Source organism: Novosphingobium sp. JCM 18896, assembly GCF_025938095.1.
Classification (GTDB): Bacteria; Pseudomonadota; Alphaproteobacteria; order Sphingomonadales; family Sphingomonadaceae; genus Novosphingobium.
The window spans coordinates 492,920-509,499 of sequence record NZ_JAPCZF010000001.1 but is presented as its reverse complement, the minus strand read 5'-3'; the positions used below and the strand labels follow the sequence as shown (position 1 = coordinate 509,499).

The window sequence follows — 16,580 nt, the reverse complement described above, 5'->3', positions numbered from 1 at the left end:
ACGACAGCCTGTTAACGCTGCTCAAAACAGCGAGGTCTGTCATGAAAATAGTTCGACATATTCCGAGCGCGCTACTCATAATCGCCTTCGCCGCGCAGATAGCCCTGCTGCTCGCCGGGCAGTCGCTCTTAGTCAGGCTAATACCGGTCATTTTCGCATCGGTGCCGCTAGCCTATCTTGCGCTTTATAATACTCGGGCACAGAATTCTCCACGCCCGACGGTGAAGGGTTTTATCATAGTGGCCGGACTGTTCTGGGGACTTCCTGCCCTTTTGTCTCTTTTGCCAGAGCCATCTATAAAATTGGAAATCGTTCGCCTTATCTTGATTGACGGCGGCATTCTCTACGCAGCGGTCCTGCTCGCGAACATCCTGCAGCCCAAGAAGCAGCTTTCCTGAGAAAGCATCGGTTGGCAGTGGCAAGCCGCTTTGTCTGACGGAGCTGCCTGTGGCATAGCCAGACCATGAGCACTGCAACCGTCGGCGGCGGCGCCAAGAAGATCCTCTACGCCCTGCGCACCGCGCAACGGATGGGGATCAAGAACAGCGCCAAGGCGCTGACCGCCAAGAACACCTGCAAGGCCTGCGCGCTGGGCATGGGCGGCCAGGCCGGTGGCATGACCAATGAGCTCGGCGAGTTTCCCGCGGTCTGCAACAAGTCGATCCAGGCGCAGTCGACCGACATCCAGCCGCCGATCCCCGAAACCGTGCTGACCCACGCACTCGCCGACTTCGCCGAGCTCGACGGTTACGAGCTCGAGCATCTCGGACGGCTCGGCACACCGCTGTTCAAGGCCGCCGGCGAGGATCGCTATCGCGTGGTCGACTGGGATTTCGCGCTCGCCCGCGCCGCCTCGCGGCTGCGCGAGACCGAGCCCGACCGCGCGCTGTTCTATTCCTCGGGCCGCTCGTCGAACGAGGCCGGGTTCCTGTTCCAGCTGTTCGCACGCGCCTTCGGCACCAACAACGTCAACAACTGCTCGTACTACTGCCACCAGGCCTCTGGCGTCGGCATGGGCTCGACGATCGGCACGGGCACGGCGACGGTCGAGCTGGCCGACCTGACGCGCTGCGACCTGATCATGGTGGTCGGCGCCAATCCCTCGTCGAACCACCCGCGCTTCATACACAAGCTCAAGGACTGCCGCGCACGCGGCGGCGAAGTGATCGTGGTCAACCCGGCCAAGGAGGCCGGGCTGGTCCGCTTCGCCCTACCCAAGAGCCCGCGCTCGATGCTCAAGGGCGGCGACTGGATCGCCAGCGAATATGTCCAGCCGCGGATCGGCGGCGACACCGCGCTGTTCAAGGGACTGGCCAAGGCGGTGCTCGAGGCCGGGCTCGAGGCCAAGGACTTCATCGGCGCGCATACCGAGGGCTTCGACGCCTTCCGTGCCGACGTTCTCGCCGCCGACTGGGACGCGATCGAGCGCGGCTGTGGGCTCGACCAGGCGACGATCGCCGCGCTGGCGCGCAAGATCGCCGCGGCCGAGAACGCGGTCTTCGCCTGGGGCATGGGCGTGACACATCACACCCACGGCAGCGAGACGGTCGAGGCGATCGCCTGCCTGGCGCTGCTGACCGGCCAGATCGGTCGCCCCGGCGCGGGCCTGCTGCCCTTGCGCGGCCATTCGAACGTCCAGGGCATCGGCACGATCGGGGTCAAGCCCGTGCTCCCCGCCGACGTCTTCGCCGCGATCGAGCAAGGGTTCGGCGTCAAGCTGCCGACAGCCAAGGGCTACGACACGCTGGCCGGGATCGAGGCCGCGCACCGCGGCGAAATCGACGCGGCGGTGATCATGGGCGGCAACTTGCTCGAAGCGACGCCGGGCCGTGAATTCGCGCGCGAGGCGCTTGGCCGGATCGGCTTCCGCCTGTTCCTGACGACGACCATCAACCGCGGCCATGTCGAGGGCATGGAAGACGGCGAAGTCATCGTCCTGCCCGTCACCGCGCGCGACGAGGAGTGGGAGCCGACCACCCAGGAATCGATGTTCAACTTCGTCCGCCTATCCGACGGCGGCATCGAGCGGCTAGACAACGTCCGCCCCGAAGTCGCGATCCTCGCCGACCTCGCCGCGCGGGTGCTGCCGAGCAGCCCGATCGACTTTCCCGCCTTTGCCCAACATCGCCACATCCGCGAGGCGATCGCCAGGACCATCCCCGGCATGGCCGAACTGGCCGACATCGACGTCGCCAAGCGCGAGTTCCACATCCAGGGCCGTCTGCTCCATACGCCGCGCTTCAACCGGCCCGGCGGCAAGGCGAGCTTCGTGCCGATCGCCCTGCCCGTGCCACGCGGCGAAGGCCTGATGCTGACAACGGTGCGCTCGGAGGGTCAGTTCAACTCGATCGTCTACGAACGCACCGATTCCTACCGCGACGGCGCCGATCGCATGACCGTGATGATGCACGAAGCCGACATCGCCGACGCCGGTTTCACTGCGGGCGAGACCGCGACGCTGGTCTCGGACCACGGCCGCCTGCCCGGCGTCACGCTCAAGGCTTACGACATCGCGCGCGGATCGGTGCTCGCCTACTATCCCGAGGCCAATGTCCTCGTCGGCACTGCGGTCGATCCGCGCTCGCGCACGCCCTCGTTCAAGGCGACGCCAGTGCGGCTGGAGCGCTAGAGGTCAGGCTTCGAGCAGCGCCGCGGCTTCGATCAGCCGATCGCCATGCTCGACCTCTTCCTTGCCGTTCTGGCGGAAGAGTTTCGCGGCTTCTTCGTTGCCGATGTTGGTAGCCCACTTCTCGTAGAGCACTTCACCGGCGACCTCGCTCTGCGCCAGACCGCGCAGGCCCGCGGCCGTCAGCTTGGCGCTGGGCAACGGCCCGGCCAGGTAGGGATTGTCGGCCGCAGCGGGTGGCAGGTAATCCTCGCCGCTGATCGCCCGGATCGCCTTGGCCACGCGATGGGCATGCGCCATCTCCTCGCGACCATTGTGTTCGAGCAGCGCGATGACCTCGGCATTGTCGGTGCCCGTCGCGGTCTGGCGGTAGAGTTCCTGCCCCGCGGCTTCGAGCAGGACCATCACCTTGAGCTGATCGACGGTCGGCTTGTCGAGCGCATTGATGTGGGCGAAGGCCTCACCCATCGTCGCGGGCGCTCCGGCCGGGATGTCTACGGGCATTGTCGGCTCCCTCTTCGTCTGTTTGCCGAACGAATACCCCGCGCAAGGCCGTGGCGTAAGCCGCTCCGCTTGCCCCGTGGCGCACAGTCAGGCCGCCAGTGGTGCGGGCGCGGCCGGTGGCTCAGCCGCCGGCGCCCTCTCGTTCGAGCAGTTCGCGCTTGATCGCCTCGCCATAGGCATAGCCGCCCAGCGCGCCGCCCGACTTGATCACGCGGTGGCAAGGGATCAGCACGGCGACGTTGTTGGCGCCATTGGCCGAACCCACGGCGCGAACGGCGCCGGGCTTGCCGATGGCCGCGGCGATCTCGGCATAGGAGCGCGTCTCGCCCTTCGGAATGCGGCGCAGCTCCTGCCAGACCGCCTCCTGGAAGGCCGTGCCCTGGACGTCGAGCGGGATATGCCGCGAATCGCCGGGCCTCTCGACCGCGGCGACGACTTCGGCGAACAGCGCCGCGAAATCCGCACCGCCCTCGACCAGGTCGGCCTTGGGGAAGCGCGCGGCCAGATCCGCACCGTCCTCGTCGAACGACAGGCGGCAGACGCCCTTGTCGGTCGCGGCGACGAGCATCGGGCCGAGGCTGGTGACCACCACCGCCCAGTGAATGATCACGCCGCGCCCGCCGTCGCGCCAGGCCGAAGGCGTCATGCCCATGCGTGCCTGGCTCGCCTCGTAGAAACGCGAAGGCGCGCCGAAGCCGGCCTCGTAGACCGCCTGGGTAACGCTCTCGCCCGCGGTCAGCGCATCGGCGGCGCGCTCGATGCGCAAGGCGCGCGCGAAAGCCGCGGGCGACAGGCCGACCGCGCGCTTGAACAGCCGCTGGAAATGCGCGGTGCTGTAGCCCGCCGCCGCGGCGAGCACTTCGAGCGGCACGGCCTCGTCGGCATCGCGCAGCATCTGGATTGCCTGCGTCACCGCCAGTTCGTCGCGCGAGACGTCGTCGGGACGGCACCGCAGGCAGGCGCGCAGGCCCGCGGCCTCGGCATCGGCGGGGGTCGCATAGAACGAGACGTTCTCGCGCTTGGGCGGCCGCGCCGGGCACGAGGGGCGGCAGTAGATCCCGGTCGAGTGCACGCCGGTGATGAACACGCCGTCGAAGCGCCGATCCTTGGCCAGCGCGATGCGCCAGCGGGCGTCGTCGTCCGCGGGGGCGGGAATGTGCGGCGGCAGGGTCACGTCGTGATACATGGCATGTCTCCCCATGAGGACAAGTCGTCAGGACAAGCCATGCCGCATGCGCGCCGCCGCTGCGTCCCGGCGCTTGCGCTCAAAGCGATCGGCCAAAGCGATCGAGCGCGCCGCGGTTGCATTGCAGCAGGCAGGCAAGGCGGGCAAACAGCGGCGCATGGCTCGAATCGCTCGTCTCTTCGCCCTGATCGCCACCTTCGCCGCGCTGCTCGTGACCCTGCCCGCGACGCGGCTGGCCGCCGAGCCCGCCGATATCGCCGCGGCCGCGCGCAGCGTCGTGCGCATCGTCCTGGTCTCGCGCGACGGCGATCAGCTCTCGCTCGTCGGCCACGGATCGGGCGTGGCGGTGGCGCCGAATCGCATCCTCACCAATGCCCACGTCATCGCCCCCTTGCAGGAGGACGACACGATCCGCATCGGCGTGGTGCCGTCGGAGGGCAAGAACGGCTGGTTCGCCAAGGTCGTCGCGGTTTCGCCGGGCAACGATCTCGCGCTGCTCGAACTCACCGAGACCGGCGCCGCCCTGCCCGCGGCGACGCTCTATACGGGCCCCGTGGCCGACGGGCAGGACGTCTACGCGGTCGGCTATCCGGGCAACGTCGACCTGGCCCAGGGCTACTCGATCGGCGACATCACCGCGCCTTCCGCACCGGTGAAGACGCGCGGCAACATTTCGGCCGGGCGCTCATCGAAGCAGTTCGACACCCTGCTCCACACCGCCCCCATCGGCGCGGGCAACAGCGGCGGGCCGCTGCTCGACAATTGCGGGCGTGTGGTCGGCATCAACAGCTTCGGCACGATCTCGCAGGACGCCGATTCCGAATTCTACTTCGCCGCCTCGATGCGCGAGGTCTCGCGCTTCCTGCTGGGGGTGAAGGCCAAGCCGCAGACCACGGGCGCCCCCTGCCGCAGCCTGGCCGATTTCAGCCGGGACGAAGCCGCGCGCGCTGCCGGCGAGAAGGAACGCGCCTTCGAGGCGCAGCGCGTCGCCTCGGTCGCCGAGGACAAGGCGCGGACCGAAGCCCAGCTCGCGGTGATCGGCGAGCGCGAGAACGGCATGGCCATCGCCGGCCTCGCGCTGCTGCTCGCGTTGGCGACCGGCGGTGCCGGGCTGTTCCTGCTGACCAAGCAACGCCAGCGCGATGTCATCATCGCCGCCGTGCTCACCGTCGGCCTGCTCGGCGGCGCGGTGACCGCCTGGCTCCTGCGCCCTTCGCTGAGCGAGATCGGCACCCGCGCCGACGCCGCGCTGGCCGAGGCGAGCAAGGGCGGCAAGGGCAAGCCCCAGGCCGGTGATCTTTCGGGCAATCTCGTCTGCGTGCTCGATCTCCAGCGCAGCCGCGTGACCGTGTCGTCGACCGCCGATACGCCGCTGTTTTGGCGCGCCGACGGCTGTGCCGACCAGCGCGACCAGTATGCCAGCGGCTCCGACGGCTGGTTCCGCGTCTCGGTTCCCAACGGCGACGAAACGGTCACCGTCGCGCGCTTCGATCCGGCCAGCGGCGTCTACCAGGCCGAGCGCTACCTGCTTGACCTCACGACAATGGCAGGCGTGCGGGCCGAGCGCGACAAGCAGCCGGCCGCCCAGTGCGGCGGCGGGCTCGACGCCGCGCGGCGGATGGCCTCGGGCCAGCTCGCGCTCAAGGCGATGCTGCCGGCCACGCCGAACGAACGGCTCGTGTACAATTGCAGCAAAGCGGCTGACCCGGGGACAAAGCAATGATCGTCGCCCCCCGCCTTGCATCGAAATAATTTCGTCGCTATGCGCGCCCCGACTGCGGGCCGTCGGGCGATTTTTCGCGTGACCTGGAGCGCCTGCCCCATCCGGTAAGAGGGAACCGAAACGCGTGGAGAATTCCGGCGGCATTACGGCGAGTTTGCAAGGGCGTTACGCCTCTGCACTGTTCGACCTGGCCAGTGAGAAGGGCGTAGTTACGGCAGTCGAGAGCGATCTCGACAAGCTTGGCGAAGCGCTCAAGGGCAGCCCCGATCTTGCCGCGCTGATTCGCAACCCGAAGGTCAGCCGCGATGATACCGCCAAGGCGATGGACGCCGTCGCCGGCGTGCTCGGCCTGTCGGACCTGACCAAGAACTTCATCGGCGTGCTCGCGGCCAATCGTCGCCTGTCCGCCCTGCCCGAGATCGTTCGCGCCTTCGCCGTGATCGCCGCCGCCCAGCGCGGTGAGGTGACCGCCGAAGTGACCAGCGCCCACCCGCTGAGCGACGATCAGATTTCCCAGCTCTCGCAGAAGCTCAAGGCGCGCGAAGGCAAGGAAGTGAAGATCAAGGCTTCCGTGGATCCCGAGATCCTCGGCGGCCTCGTCGTCCGTATCGGGAGCCGTCAGATCGATAGCTCGATCCGCACCCGTCTCAATTCCCTCGCGAACGCGATGAAAGGCTGAACATGGATATCCGCGCCGCAGAAATCTCGAAGGTCATCAAGGACCAGATCGCCAACTTCGGCACCGAGGCCCAGGTCTCGGAAGTCGGTTCGGTGCTGTCCGTCGGTGACGGTATCGCCCGCATCCACGGCCTCGACAGCGTCCAGGCCGGTGAGATGGTCGAATTCGCCAACGGCGTTAAGGGCATGGCCCTGAACCTCGAAGCCGACAACGTCGGCGTCGTGATCTTCGGCTCGGACGCCGAGATCAAAGAAGGCGACCAGGTCAAGCGTACCGGCACGATCGTCGACGTCCCCGTCGGCAAGGGCCTGCTCGGCCGCGTCGTGGACGGCCTCGGCAACCCGATCGACGGCAAGGGCCCGATCGTCGCCGACAAGCGTTCGCGCGTCGAAGTGAAGGCTCCGGGCATCATCCCGCGCCAGTCGGTTTCGGAACCCGTCCAGACCGGCCTCAAGGCCATCGACGCCCTCGTCCCCGTCGGCCGTGGCCAGCGCGAGCTGATCATCGGTGACCGTCAGACCGGCAAGACCGCCGTCGCGATCGACACCTTCATCAACCAGAAGGGCGTCAACGCCGGCACCGACGAGAGCAAGAAGCTCTACTGCATCTACGTCGCCGTCGGCCAGAAGCGCTCGACCGTCGCGCAGATCGTCCGCCAGCTCGAAGAGAACGGCGCGATGGAATACTCGATCGTTGTCGCCGCGACGGCATCGGAGCCCGCGCCACTGCAGTACCTCGCGCCCTACACCGGCGTGACCATGGGCGAGTTCTTCCGCGACAACGGCATGCACGCCGTCATCGTCTACGACGACCTTTCCAAGCAGGCCGTGGCTTACCGCCAGATGTCGCTGCTGCTGCGTCGTCCTCCGGGCCGCGAAGCCTATCCGGGCGACGTGTTCTACCTCCACAGCCGCCTGCTCGAGCGTGCGGCGAAGATGTCGGACGCCAACGGCGGCGGTTCGCTGACTGCACTGCCGATCATCGAAACCCAGGCGGGCGACGTTTCGGCTTACATTCCGACCAACGTGATCTCGATCACCGACGGCCAGATCTTCCTCGAAACCGGCCTGTTCTACCAGGGCATCCGTCCCGCGATTAACGTGGGTCTGTCGGTGTCGCGCGTCGGCTCGGCCGCGCAGACCAAGGCGATGAAGTCGGTTTCGGGCTCGATCAAGCTCGAGCTCGCGCAGTACCGCGAAATGGCGGCCTTCGCGCAGTTCGGTTCGGACCTCGACGCCTCGACCCAGAAGCTGCTGAACCGCGGTTCGCGTCTGACCGAGCTGCTCAAGCAGGCCCAGTTCTCGCCGCTGCCCTTCGAAGAGCAGACCGCGTCGATCTTCGCCGGCACCAACGGCTACCTCGACGGTATCGAAGTCAGCCGCGTCACCGAGTACGAAGCCGAGATGCTGAGCTACCTTCGTGCCGAGCACGCCGACGTGCTCACCGCGATCCGCGACAGCAAGGCGCTGGGCGACGAGCCCAAGGCCAAGCTCAAGGCTGCGCTCGACACGTTCGGCAAGCAGTTCGCCTAAGGGATAACGCGTCGTCCTGGCGGAAGCCGGCTGGTGGAAACCGGCCGGTGAAAACCGGGACGACGAATTAGGGAGCCGTCATGGCCTCGCTGAAGGAACTCAAAGGGCGGATCAACTCGGTCAAGTCGACCCAGAAGATCACCAAGGCCAAGCAGATGGTCGCCGCCGCCAAGCTGCGCAAGGCTCAGGCCGCGGCCGAGGCTGCGCGTCCTTATGCTTCGCGCCTCGCCGAAGTCATGGCCAGCCTCGCCAGCAAGATCACGGTGAGCGAGAACTCGCCCAAGCTGCTCGCCGGCACCGGCAGCGATCAGGTTCACCTGCTCGTCGTCGCGAACTCGGACAAGGGCCTGGCCGGCGCGTTCAACTCGAACATCGTCAAGGCGGCACTGACCACGGCGCGCGAGCTCGAAGCCGCTGGCAAGACCGTGCTGTTCTTCCTGGTCGGCAAGAAGGGTCGCGCGGTCATCCGCCGCAACTACCCCAAGGCCGTCCTCCAGATGTTCGACACGACCGACGTGCGCGAGCCCGGCTATGCCGAGGCCGAGCGCATCGCCGATGAACTGGTCACGCTCTACGAGCAGGGCAAGTTCGACGTCGCGCACCTGTTCTTCTCGACGTTCCGCAATGCGCTGACGCAGGAACCGACCCAGCAGCAGATCATCCCCGTCCCCGCACCCAAGGCCGTCGTCGCCGACACCGGTGCCGTGGTCGAGTACGAGCCCGACGAGGAGGAAATCCTCGCCGCGCTGCTGCCGCGCTACCTGCGCACGCAGCTGTTCGGCGCGCTGCTGGAAAACAACGCGTCCGAGCAGGGTGCGTCGATGACCGCGATGGACAACGCCACGCGCAACGCGGGCGAGCTGATCAACGCGCTCACCATCCAGTACAACCGCAGCCGTCAGGCCGCGATCACCACCGAACTCATCGAAATCATCGCCGGCGCGGAAGCGCTGTAAGCTAGCCAAGGCAAGGAAACCCAAATGGCAACCGCACCCGTGCTCAACCAGACCACCGCCGGCAAGATCAGCCAGGTCATCGGCGCCGTCGTCGACGTCACCTTCGAAGGCGAACTGCCCTCGATCCTCACCGCGCTCGAAACCGACAACAACGGCAGCCGCCTGGTTCTCGAAGTCGCCCAGCACCTCGGCGAGAACACCGTCCGCACGATCGCCATGGACGCGACCGACGGCCTGACCCGCGGCCAGGCCGTGAAGTCGACCGGCCAGCAGATCTCGGTCCCCGTCGGCCCCAAGACGCTCGGCCGCATCCTCAACGTCGTCGGCGAGCCGATCGACGAGCGTGGCCCGGTCGGTAGCGACCAGTTCGCCCCGATCCACGCCAAGGCTCCCGAGTTCATCGACCAGTCGACCGAAGCCTCGATCCTCGTCACGGGCATCAAGGTCATCGACCTGATCGCGCCCTACGCCAAGGGCGGCAAGATCGGCCTGTTCGGCGGCGCCGGCGTCGGCAAGACCGTTCTCATTCAGGAACTGATCAACAACATCGCCAAGGGCCACGGCGGCGTCTCGGTGTTCGCCGGCGTCGGCGAGCGCACCCGCGAGGGTAACGACCTCTACCACGAGTTCCTCGACGCGGGCGTCATCGCCAAGGACGCCGAGGGCAACGCCACCTCGGAAGGTTCGAAGGTTGCGCTCGTTTTCGGCCAGATGAACGAGCCCCCGGGCGCCCGCGCTCGCGTTGCTCTGTCGGGTCTGACCATGGCCGAGTACTTCCGCGACCAGGAAGGCCAGGACGTTCTGTTCTTCGTCGACAACATCTTCCGCTTCACCCAGGCGGGTTCGGAAGTGTCGGCTCTGCTCGGCCGTATTCCTTCGGCCGTGGGCTATCAGCCGACGCTCGCTACCGACATGGGCGCGCTGCAGGAGCGCATCACCTCAACCACCAAGGGTTCGATCACCTCGGTCCAGGCGATCTACGTCCCCGCGGACGACCTTACCGACCCGGCGCCGGCCGCCTCGTTCGCCCACTTGGACGCAACGACCACGCTGAACCGCGCCATCTCGGAGCTGGGCATCTACCCGGCCGTCGACCCGCTCGACTCGACTTCGCGCGTTCTGACCCCGGCCGTCGTCGGCCAGGAGCACTACGACACGTCGCGTCGCGTTCAGGAGACGCTGCAGAAGTACAAGTCGCTGCAGGACATCATCGCGATCCTGGGCATGGACGAGCTTTCGGAAGAAGATAAGCTCACCGTCGCCCGCGCCCGCAAGATCCAGAAGTTCCTCTCGCAGCCGTTCCACGTCGCCGAGGTCTTCACCGGCATCCCGGGCAAGTTCGTCCAGATCGAAGACACCGTGAAGTCCTTCAAGGCCGTCGTCGACGGTGAGTACGACCACCTGCCCGAGGCCGCGTTCTACATGGTCGGCGGCATCGACGAGGCCATCGAGAAGGCCAAGAAGCTGGCCGAGGAAGCCTAAGCGACATGGCCCTGCACTTCGAACTCGTCACGCCGGCGCGCCTGGTCCGTTCGGACGACGTCCACATGGTCGTCGTTCCGGGCTCCGAGGGTGAGTTCGGCGTGCTGGAGGGCCACGCGCCCTTCATGTCGACGATCCGCGACGGCGCGCTGAAGGTCTATAAGACCGACGGCGGCCAGCCCGAAGAGATCCGCATCACCGGCGGTTTCGCCGAAGTCGGCGCCAGCGGCCTGACCGTGCTCGCGGAGCACGTCGAAGGCTGATCGGCTCCGACATACAGTCACCGAGGAGGGCGTGCCGAGCGATCGGCGCGCCCTTTTCGATTCAGGCGCCCTTCTTTCAGGGCCGCATCGGACTGTAGGTCCAGCGCTGCGCGCGGCTGCCGTCGAGCATCGAGATCTCGGCCTTGAGCAAGTCTCCCTCGCGCCAGTAGTGGATGCGCCGCGGATAGTCGTGCGCGGCGCTGGAGAAGGTCACGCCGGGTTCGGCACTCGGGCTCCAGGCGAACATGGTCCAGTTCCGCCCTTGCGGTGCCGCCTGGAAGGCCATGCGGACCGTCGCGCCCTCCCCGTTCGGCACGTCCTGCTCGATCCGCATGAATTCCCAGCTCGCGATCCGCCCGGCCTTACCCGTGCGGCTGCTCCCCAGCATCTGGCCGGCGCGCGGGATCGTCCAGCACTCCTCGGTCCAGTCTTCGCCAGCCCGTTGCTGCCAGCAGCCGGCCATCCAGGCGGGCATGGTGGGTGTCGCAGCCTCTTCGGCCGCTAGCGGCGCGGACAAAAGCGACAGGAACGATAGCGCACCCGTAATACCGTGTCGGAAGTCTTTGGCCATGATCGTCTCCCCTGGCCGCACGCTCGAAATCTGCCGCAAACGCGTGATCCGGTCTACCGCTTGCGCGCCGCGGTCCGTGCGTGAAAGTCGGGCGGCTTGCCGACGATCCACCGCAGGAATGTCGCCAAAGCCGGATTGCCACGCAGGTCTTCGACCTCGGTGCCGGCCCTCGCCAGCTCGGCATTGGTGAAGTTGGCGTGGATCGCGCGGTGGCAGATCGGGTGCAGCGGCACGGTCTCTCGGCCGCCGCGGCTCTTGGGTATCGGATGATGCCATTCGATCCGGTGGCCCAGCGGACGTAAACAAAGCCAGCAGTGCTCGGCTTGCCGCAAATCGCCCGTGCTCCGGTCAATTCGTCCCGCTCGCATTAGGAAGTTATCAAACCTTCAACCTTATTATTCAATGAAGAACGCTTGCGGATGCCAGCCATGGATAGGCCTCCGCGCATGGGATTTTACGACGCATGAGCGCATTCGGGCGACGCAATGGAGCTGGTGGCATGGGACCGGGCGCACGCCCGGCCTTCGGTGTGGCCCGGCCGATGAAGAGCGGCATGGAAGCCCGCCCCGCCACGCCCGCACCCGCTGCGCCCGGCGGCGGCGAACAGTTTCCTCCTCTTCCTGCCGAGGACGCCGCAACCCGCCCGATGGACAAGAACGCCGATGCGATGGCGCGCCTGTCGGATCGCGCCAATGCGGCCAACGAATCGAACACCTACGACCATTCGGGCTTCGAAGCCTCGATCCACAAGATCAAGGAACAGGTGCTGCCGCGCCTGCTCGAGCGCGTCGATCCCGAAGCTGCGGCGACGCTGACCAAGGACGAACTGTCGGAAGAATTCCGGCCGATCATCATGGAAGTGCTGGCCGAGCTCAAGGTCACCTTCAACCGCCGCGAGCAGTTCGCGCTCGAGAAGGTGCTGATCGACGAGCTCCTGGGCTTCGGTCCGCTCGAAGAACTGCTCAACGATCCCGACGTGTCGGACATCATGGTCAACGGCCCGGAGCAGACCTACATCGAAAAGAAGGGCAAGCTCCAGCTCGCACCGATCCGCTTTCGCGACGAAGCGCACCTGTTCCAGATCGCCCAGCGCATCGTCAACCAAGTCGGCCGCCGCGTCGACCAGACCACGCCGCTGGCCGACGCCCGCCTCAAGGACGGCAGCCGCGTCAACGTCATCGTGCCGCCGCTTAGCCTGCGCGGCACTGCCATCTCGATCCGTAAGTTCTCCGAGAAGCCGATCACCATCGACATGCTCGCGGGCTTCGGTTCGATGAGCGACAAGATGGCCACGGCGCTCAAGATCGCCGGCGCCTGCCGCATGAACATCGTCATCTCGGGCGGTACCGGCTCGGGCAAGACGACGATGCTCAACGCCATGTCGAAGATGATCGATCCGGGCGAGCGCGTGCTGACGATCGAGGACGCGGCCGAACTCCGGCTGCAGCAGCCGCACTGGCTGCCGCTCGAAACACGTCCGCCGAACCTCGAAGGCCAGGGCGCGATCACCATCGGTGACCTCGTCAAGAACGCGCTGCGTATGCGCCCGGACCGCATCATCCTGGGCGAGATCCGCGGCGCCGAGTGCTTCGACCTGCTCGCCGCCATGAACACCGGCCACGACGGCTCGATGTGCACGCTTCACGCCAACAGCCCGCGCGAGTGCCTGGGCCGTATGGAAAACATGATCCTGATGGGCGACATCAAGATCCCCAAGGAAGCCATCAGCCGCCAGATCGCCGAATCGGTGGACCTCATCGTCCAGGTCAAGCGCCTGCGCGACGGTTCGCGCCGCACGACCAACATCACCGAGGTCATCGGCATGGAAGGCGACGTCATCGTCACCCAGGAACTGTTCAAGTTCGAGTACCTGGACGAGACCGACGACGGCAAGATCATCGGCGAGTTCCGCTCGTCGGGCCTCCGCCCCTATACGCTCGAAAAGGCGCGCCAGTTCGGCTTCGACCAGGCCTACCTGGAAGCCTGCCTCTGATCCTCGGGCAACATGAACAGCGCGTCAGTGCGTCAATCGCCGCCATCATCGGTGTCGTTTCGCTCGCGCTGATCGCGCACCATGTCTGGGAATACATCCTCGTGTTGCGCGAGGGTGCGAAGACGGCACAGCTACCGCTCGATTTCCGCACCTACATGTGCGGCGCTGCCGATCTGGTCCGCCCCTACGACATATGCCGCGACAACGAGTTCGTCAGCGGCTTCGTCTATCCGCCGCCTTCGATCCTCTATTTCCATCTGCTGTCGCGCCTGCCGATCGACGCTGCCTTCCTGATCCATTCGGCGATCACCGCGACATGCCTGGCGGCCGCGGCCTGGACGATCGTGAAAATGACGCCGGTCTCGCGCCGGTCAGCCACTTGCGCGCTGCTCGGCGCGCTCGCCATCGCGCCGATCGGCACCTCCTTCGCGGCGGGCCAGGTCAACGTGATGGTGATGACCTTCTCGGTCGCGGCGGTATATTTCGCCGCCCATAGCCGGCCGGCCAGCGCCGGCATCGCCGTCGCCCTGGGCTTCTGGCTCAAGCTCTATCCGGGCGTCGTGCCCGTGCTGTTCCTCAATCGTCGAAAGTTTCCCGCCGTCATCGCCACCTGCCTGGCCACGGCCCTACTCGCCGTGGTCGCGCTGCTGTGGTCGTCGCTCGATCTGTACCTGCAATACTTCCTCGAGCTTCTGCCGCACGCGCAGCGCTATACCATGCCCGGGGTCGCCTCATCGATCGCGGGGATCGCCGCGCATGCCGCAGCCGGCGGCCTGCAGCCGATCTATCACTTCGTGCCGATCCCGATGGCCATCCAGCTGCTCTCCAAAGCGGCCCTCGTCGGTGGCATCCTGCTGGCGCTGGCGCACCAGCGGCTGACGCGCGACGAACAGCCGCTCGATAGCCTGAACATCCTGCTGGCGACCGCGCTCGTGACCGCGCCCAATTCATGGGGCTATCACTACGCGCTGCTCTTCCCGATGGTCCTCGCCCAGCTCGCCCAGGCGATCGAGCGGCCGTCGCCGATGCTGGCCGTCGTGGTTCCCTGCTGGCTGGCCCTGCTTTTGCCGAGCTGGACGCAGCCTCCGGGCTTCATGGCGGAAGTGCCGCTGCTCAACGTCCTGGTTCAGGGGCGTTACGCCTTCGTGGCCGCGATTCTGATCGGGGTCACCCTGTTCCGAGCCCTGCCGGGTTCGGCAAACCGGGCCGGCACGAGCACGCGGTCCGATGGCGAACTCTCGCCGATTCCCGGCTCGTAACGACTAGAGCGGCCCTTGCACGAGCCGCGAGCGGAACAGCGGCTTATCCGATCCATCGGCTGCGGCAACGCCCAGCCGTTCGAGATCGAGCGGCCGACGGAACTGCGCGCCGAGTTCGCCCTCGGCGCTCCAGCGGACTCGCGCGGGCACGATGCCGCAATCGGGAAGGCTGACCCCGACCCAGCCTTCGCAGGATACAACGACGGGGGTTTCGGCCATGAAACCCTCGGCCGAGATGTTGCGGATGGCGATCGGCACGACCTCGTCGCCCGGCAGCAGCAGGCTGGCCTCGATCGTGACGGCCACGCGCGGCTCCCGCGGCGGAAAGCGCGGGGTAAGCTTCAATGACAATTTCATGCGCGAACCCGTTGATTCTACGCGACCCGCGCCGAGAATGCCGGCAAGGCCTTACCAAGATGTTTAACGGCCGCTAGCGAAGCTGCCAGGCCATCACGATCATCAGGAAGGCGACGAAGGCCGCCCAGAAGAACAGCGTCGTCCAGGGCATGAAGCCGACCGCGTCGGGATCGCTGCGGTTGCGGCGGCGCCGATCGGCCAGCCAGGCGACCACGGCCAGCAACACGGCCGCGATCCCGGCCCACATCACGTCAATACGCAAATCGTCCATGTCCAGCCCCTTGCCTCAACCGGCGCGCCGGTTAAAGCGCGGAGGTGGACCTCCCCCAACGCCCGTTTCTCGCCCTCGGCCTGCGTATCGTCTCGGCCTTCCTCTTCGCCACGCTCCTGGTCCTGGTCAAATATGCCAGCCAGAGCGGCGTCGCCCTGCCCGAGATCATGTTCTGGCGGCAGGCGGTGTCGATCCCACTGATCCTCGCAGGCCTCGCGATGACCGGCGGGCTGCATCGGCTCAGGACCCAGCGGCTTGCCAGCCACGGCAAGCGCGCGCTGCTCGGCATGACCAACATGATCTTCAACTTCGGCGCGGCGATCCTGCTGCTGCCCGCCGAAGCAACCGTGCTCGGCTTTACCACGCCGCTGTTCGCCGTGATCATGGCGGCGCTGCTCTGGCGCGAGCACATCGGCCCCTATCGCTGGGCGGCCGTGGCGCTGGGGTTCCTCGGCGTGCTCGTCATCGCCCAGCCCGGCGGCCACGTCACTTCGGCGCTCGGCACCGGACTCGGCCTCCTCGCGGCCTTCTTCATCGCCATCATCAACTACCAGATCCGCGATCTCGGCCGGACCGAGGAACCGCTGGCCACGGCCTTCTACTTCGCCGCCTTCGGCGCGCCGATGGCAGCGCTCGCCCTGCCCTTCTTCTACACCCCGCACAGCCCCGAACAGTGGCTGGTGCTCGTCGCGATCGGCCTGATCGGCGCGGTCGCGCAGTTCCTCATGGCCGCCTCGCTGCGGTTCGGCGCGGTCACCAGCGTGATCGTGATGGACTACACCGCGCTGATCTGGGCGACGCTCTACGGCTGGGCGCTGTGGGATGAACTGCCCTCGCCGATGATGTGGCTGGGTGCGCCGCTGATCGTCGCCGCGGGCCTGATCATCGCCTGGCGCGAGCACAGGCTCGGCCGCCGCGACGCGCTGAAGGAAGACACCCACCCCGAATTGCGGGCGTGAAAGCGGAACATCCGGTCGCGATCGTCGTTTAGCCCGGCGAGCCAGTCGGCATGCGCGCCGACCGGCATCGGACAAGGATCAAGCCATGCTCAAGAAGCTCATCTTCGCCGTCGCCGTGGGCAGTATCGCCCTGACCGCATCCGCCTGCAACACGGTCAAGGGCGCCGGCCGCGACATCGAGTCGGTCGGTCAGGCCGGCTCGAACGCGATTAACTAAGG

General features: G+C 66.7%; 18 protein-coding genes. 12 read left to right on the top strand and 6 right to left on the bottom strand.

Going from position 1 to position 16,580, the window contains the following annotated elements; genetic code table 11:
• Positions 1-41 precede the first annotated feature (41 nt).
• On the top strand, positions 42-398 hold the full coding sequence (locus tag OLX23_RS02455) for a hypothetical protein (protein WP_264442753.1): 357 nt from the start codon (positions 42-44) through the stop codon (positions 396-398).
• 65 nt (positions 399-463) lie between these two features.
• A complete protein-coding gene (locus OLX23_RS02450) occupies positions 464-2,629 on the top strand; it encodes an FdhF/YdeP family oxidoreductase (RefSeq protein ID WP_264442751.1) in 2,166 nt (721 codons plus the stop codon).
• A 3-nt stretch (positions 2,630-2,632) separates the two neighbouring features.
• On the opposite strand, the gene OLX23_RS02445 is transcribed toward OLX23_RS02450, so the two are convergent.
• Together OLX23_RS02445 and OLX23_RS02440 are read right to left on the bottom strand one after the other, a co-directional pair.
• Entirely contained in the window at positions 2,633-3,130 is a 498-nt protein-coding gene (locus tag OLX23_RS02445) for a ferritin family protein (protein WP_264442749.1), read from the bottom strand.
• A gap of 121 nt (positions 3,131-3,251) precedes the next feature.
• Complete coding sequence (locus OLX23_RS02440) at positions 3,252-4,316, bottom strand: bifunctional transcriptional activator/DNA repair enzyme AdaA (protein ID WP_264442746.1); 1,065 nt, start codon at positions 4,314-4,316, stop codon at positions 3,252-3,254.
• 157 nt (positions 4,317-4,473) lie between these two features.
• Here OLX23_RS02440 and OLX23_RS02435 point away from each other — a divergent pair, with 157 nt between their 5' ends.
• From OLX23_RS02435 to OLX23_RS02410, 6 genes are all read left to right on the top strand, one after another.
• A complete protein-coding gene (locus OLX23_RS02435) occupies positions 4,474-6,039 on the top strand; it encodes a S1 family peptidase (RefSeq protein ID WP_264442743.1) in 1,566 nt (521 codons plus the stop codon).
• Between the two features lie 124 nt (positions 6,040-6,163).
• Positions 6,164-6,718, top strand: a complete 555-nt coding sequence (locus OLX23_RS02430; protein ID WP_264442740.1) for a F0F1 ATP synthase subunit delta — start codon at positions 6,164-6,166, stop codon at positions 6,716-6,718.
• 2 nt (positions 6,719-6,720) lie between these two features.
• The gene (gene atpA, locus OLX23_RS02425; RefSeq protein WP_264442739.1) at positions 6,721-8,250 is read left to right on the top strand and encodes a F0F1 ATP synthase subunit alpha; all 1,530 of its coding nucleotides are present in this window, start codon (positions 6,721-6,723) and stop codon (positions 8,248-8,250) included.
• An 80-nt stretch (positions 8,251-8,330) separates the two neighbouring features.
• Entirely contained in the window at positions 8,331-9,206 is an 876-nt protein-coding gene (locus tag OLX23_RS02420; RefSeq protein ID WP_264442737.1) for a F0F1 ATP synthase subunit gamma, read from the top strand.
• 24 nt (positions 9,207-9,230) lie between these two features.
• Entirely contained in the window at positions 9,231-10,688 is a 1,458-nt protein-coding gene (gene atpD / locus OLX23_RS02415; RefSeq protein WP_264442735.1) for a F0F1 ATP synthase subunit beta, read from the top strand.
• A gap of 5 nt (positions 10,689-10,693) precedes the next feature.
• Complete coding sequence (locus OLX23_RS02410; RefSeq protein ID WP_264442732.1) at positions 10,694-10,951, top strand: ATP synthase F1 subunit epsilon; 258 nt, start codon at positions 10,694-10,696, stop codon at positions 10,949-10,951.
• 76 nt (positions 10,952-11,027) lie between these two features.
• Here OLX23_RS02410 and OLX23_RS02405 read toward each other — a convergent pair whose 3' ends face one another.
• Both OLX23_RS02405 and OLX23_RS02400 read right to left on the bottom strand, forming a co-directional pair.
• The gene (locus tag OLX23_RS02405) at positions 11,028-11,522 is read right to left on the bottom strand and encodes a DUF6265 family protein (protein ID WP_264442731.1); all 495 of its coding nucleotides are present in this window, start codon (positions 11,520-11,522) and stop codon (positions 11,028-11,030) included.
• A gap of 53 nt (positions 11,523-11,575) precedes the next feature.
• On the bottom strand, positions 11,576-11,890 hold the full coding sequence (locus OLX23_RS02400; protein ID WP_413629771.1) for an HNH endonuclease: 315 nt from the start codon (positions 11,888-11,890) through the stop codon (positions 11,576-11,578).
• Between the two features lie 95 nt (positions 11,891-11,985).
• Between OLX23_RS02400 and OLX23_RS02395 the strand changes: the two genes are divergently transcribed.
• Both OLX23_RS02395 and OLX23_RS02390 read left to right on the top strand, forming a co-directional pair.
• Positions 11,986-13,515, top strand: coding sequence for a CpaF family protein (locus OLX23_RS02395; RefSeq protein ID WP_264442729.1), 1,530 nt, complete (start codon positions 11,986-11,988; stop codon positions 13,513-13,515).
• Positions 13,516-13,616: 101 nt separating this feature from the next.
• Positions 13,617-14,774, top strand: coding sequence for a glycosyltransferase family 87 protein (locus OLX23_RS02390; RefSeq protein ID WP_264442728.1), 1,158 nt, complete (start codon positions 13,617-13,619; stop codon positions 14,772-14,774).
• 3 nt (positions 14,775-14,777) lie between these two features.
• Here the strand turns inward: OLX23_RS02390 and OLX23_RS02385 are convergent, their stop codons facing one another.
• The gene (locus tag OLX23_RS02385; protein ID WP_264442726.1) at positions 14,778-15,080 is read right to left on the bottom strand and encodes a hypothetical protein; all 303 of its coding nucleotides are present in this window, start codon (positions 15,078-15,080) and stop codon (positions 14,778-14,780) included.
• Positions 15,081-15,204: 124 nt separating this feature from the next.
• Complete coding sequence (locus OLX23_RS02380; RefSeq protein ID WP_264442724.1) at positions 15,205-15,402, bottom strand: hypothetical protein; 198 nt, start codon at positions 15,400-15,402, stop codon at positions 15,205-15,207.
• A gap of 44 nt (positions 15,403-15,446) precedes the next feature.
• On the opposite strand from OLX23_RS02380, the gene OLX23_RS02375 reads away from it, so the two are divergent.
• Together OLX23_RS02375 and OLX23_RS02370 are read left to right on the top strand one after the other, a co-directional pair.
• Entirely contained in the window at positions 15,447-16,361 is a 915-nt protein-coding gene (locus tag OLX23_RS02375) for a DMT family transporter (protein ID WP_264442722.1), read from the top strand.
• 85 nt (positions 16,362-16,446) lie between these two features.
• On the top strand, positions 16,447-16,578 hold the full coding sequence (locus tag OLX23_RS02370) for an entericidin A/B family lipoprotein (RefSeq protein WP_264442719.1): 132 nt from the start codon (positions 16,447-16,449) through the stop codon (positions 16,576-16,578).
• The last annotated feature ends 2 nt before the right edge of the window (positions 16,579-16,580 follow it).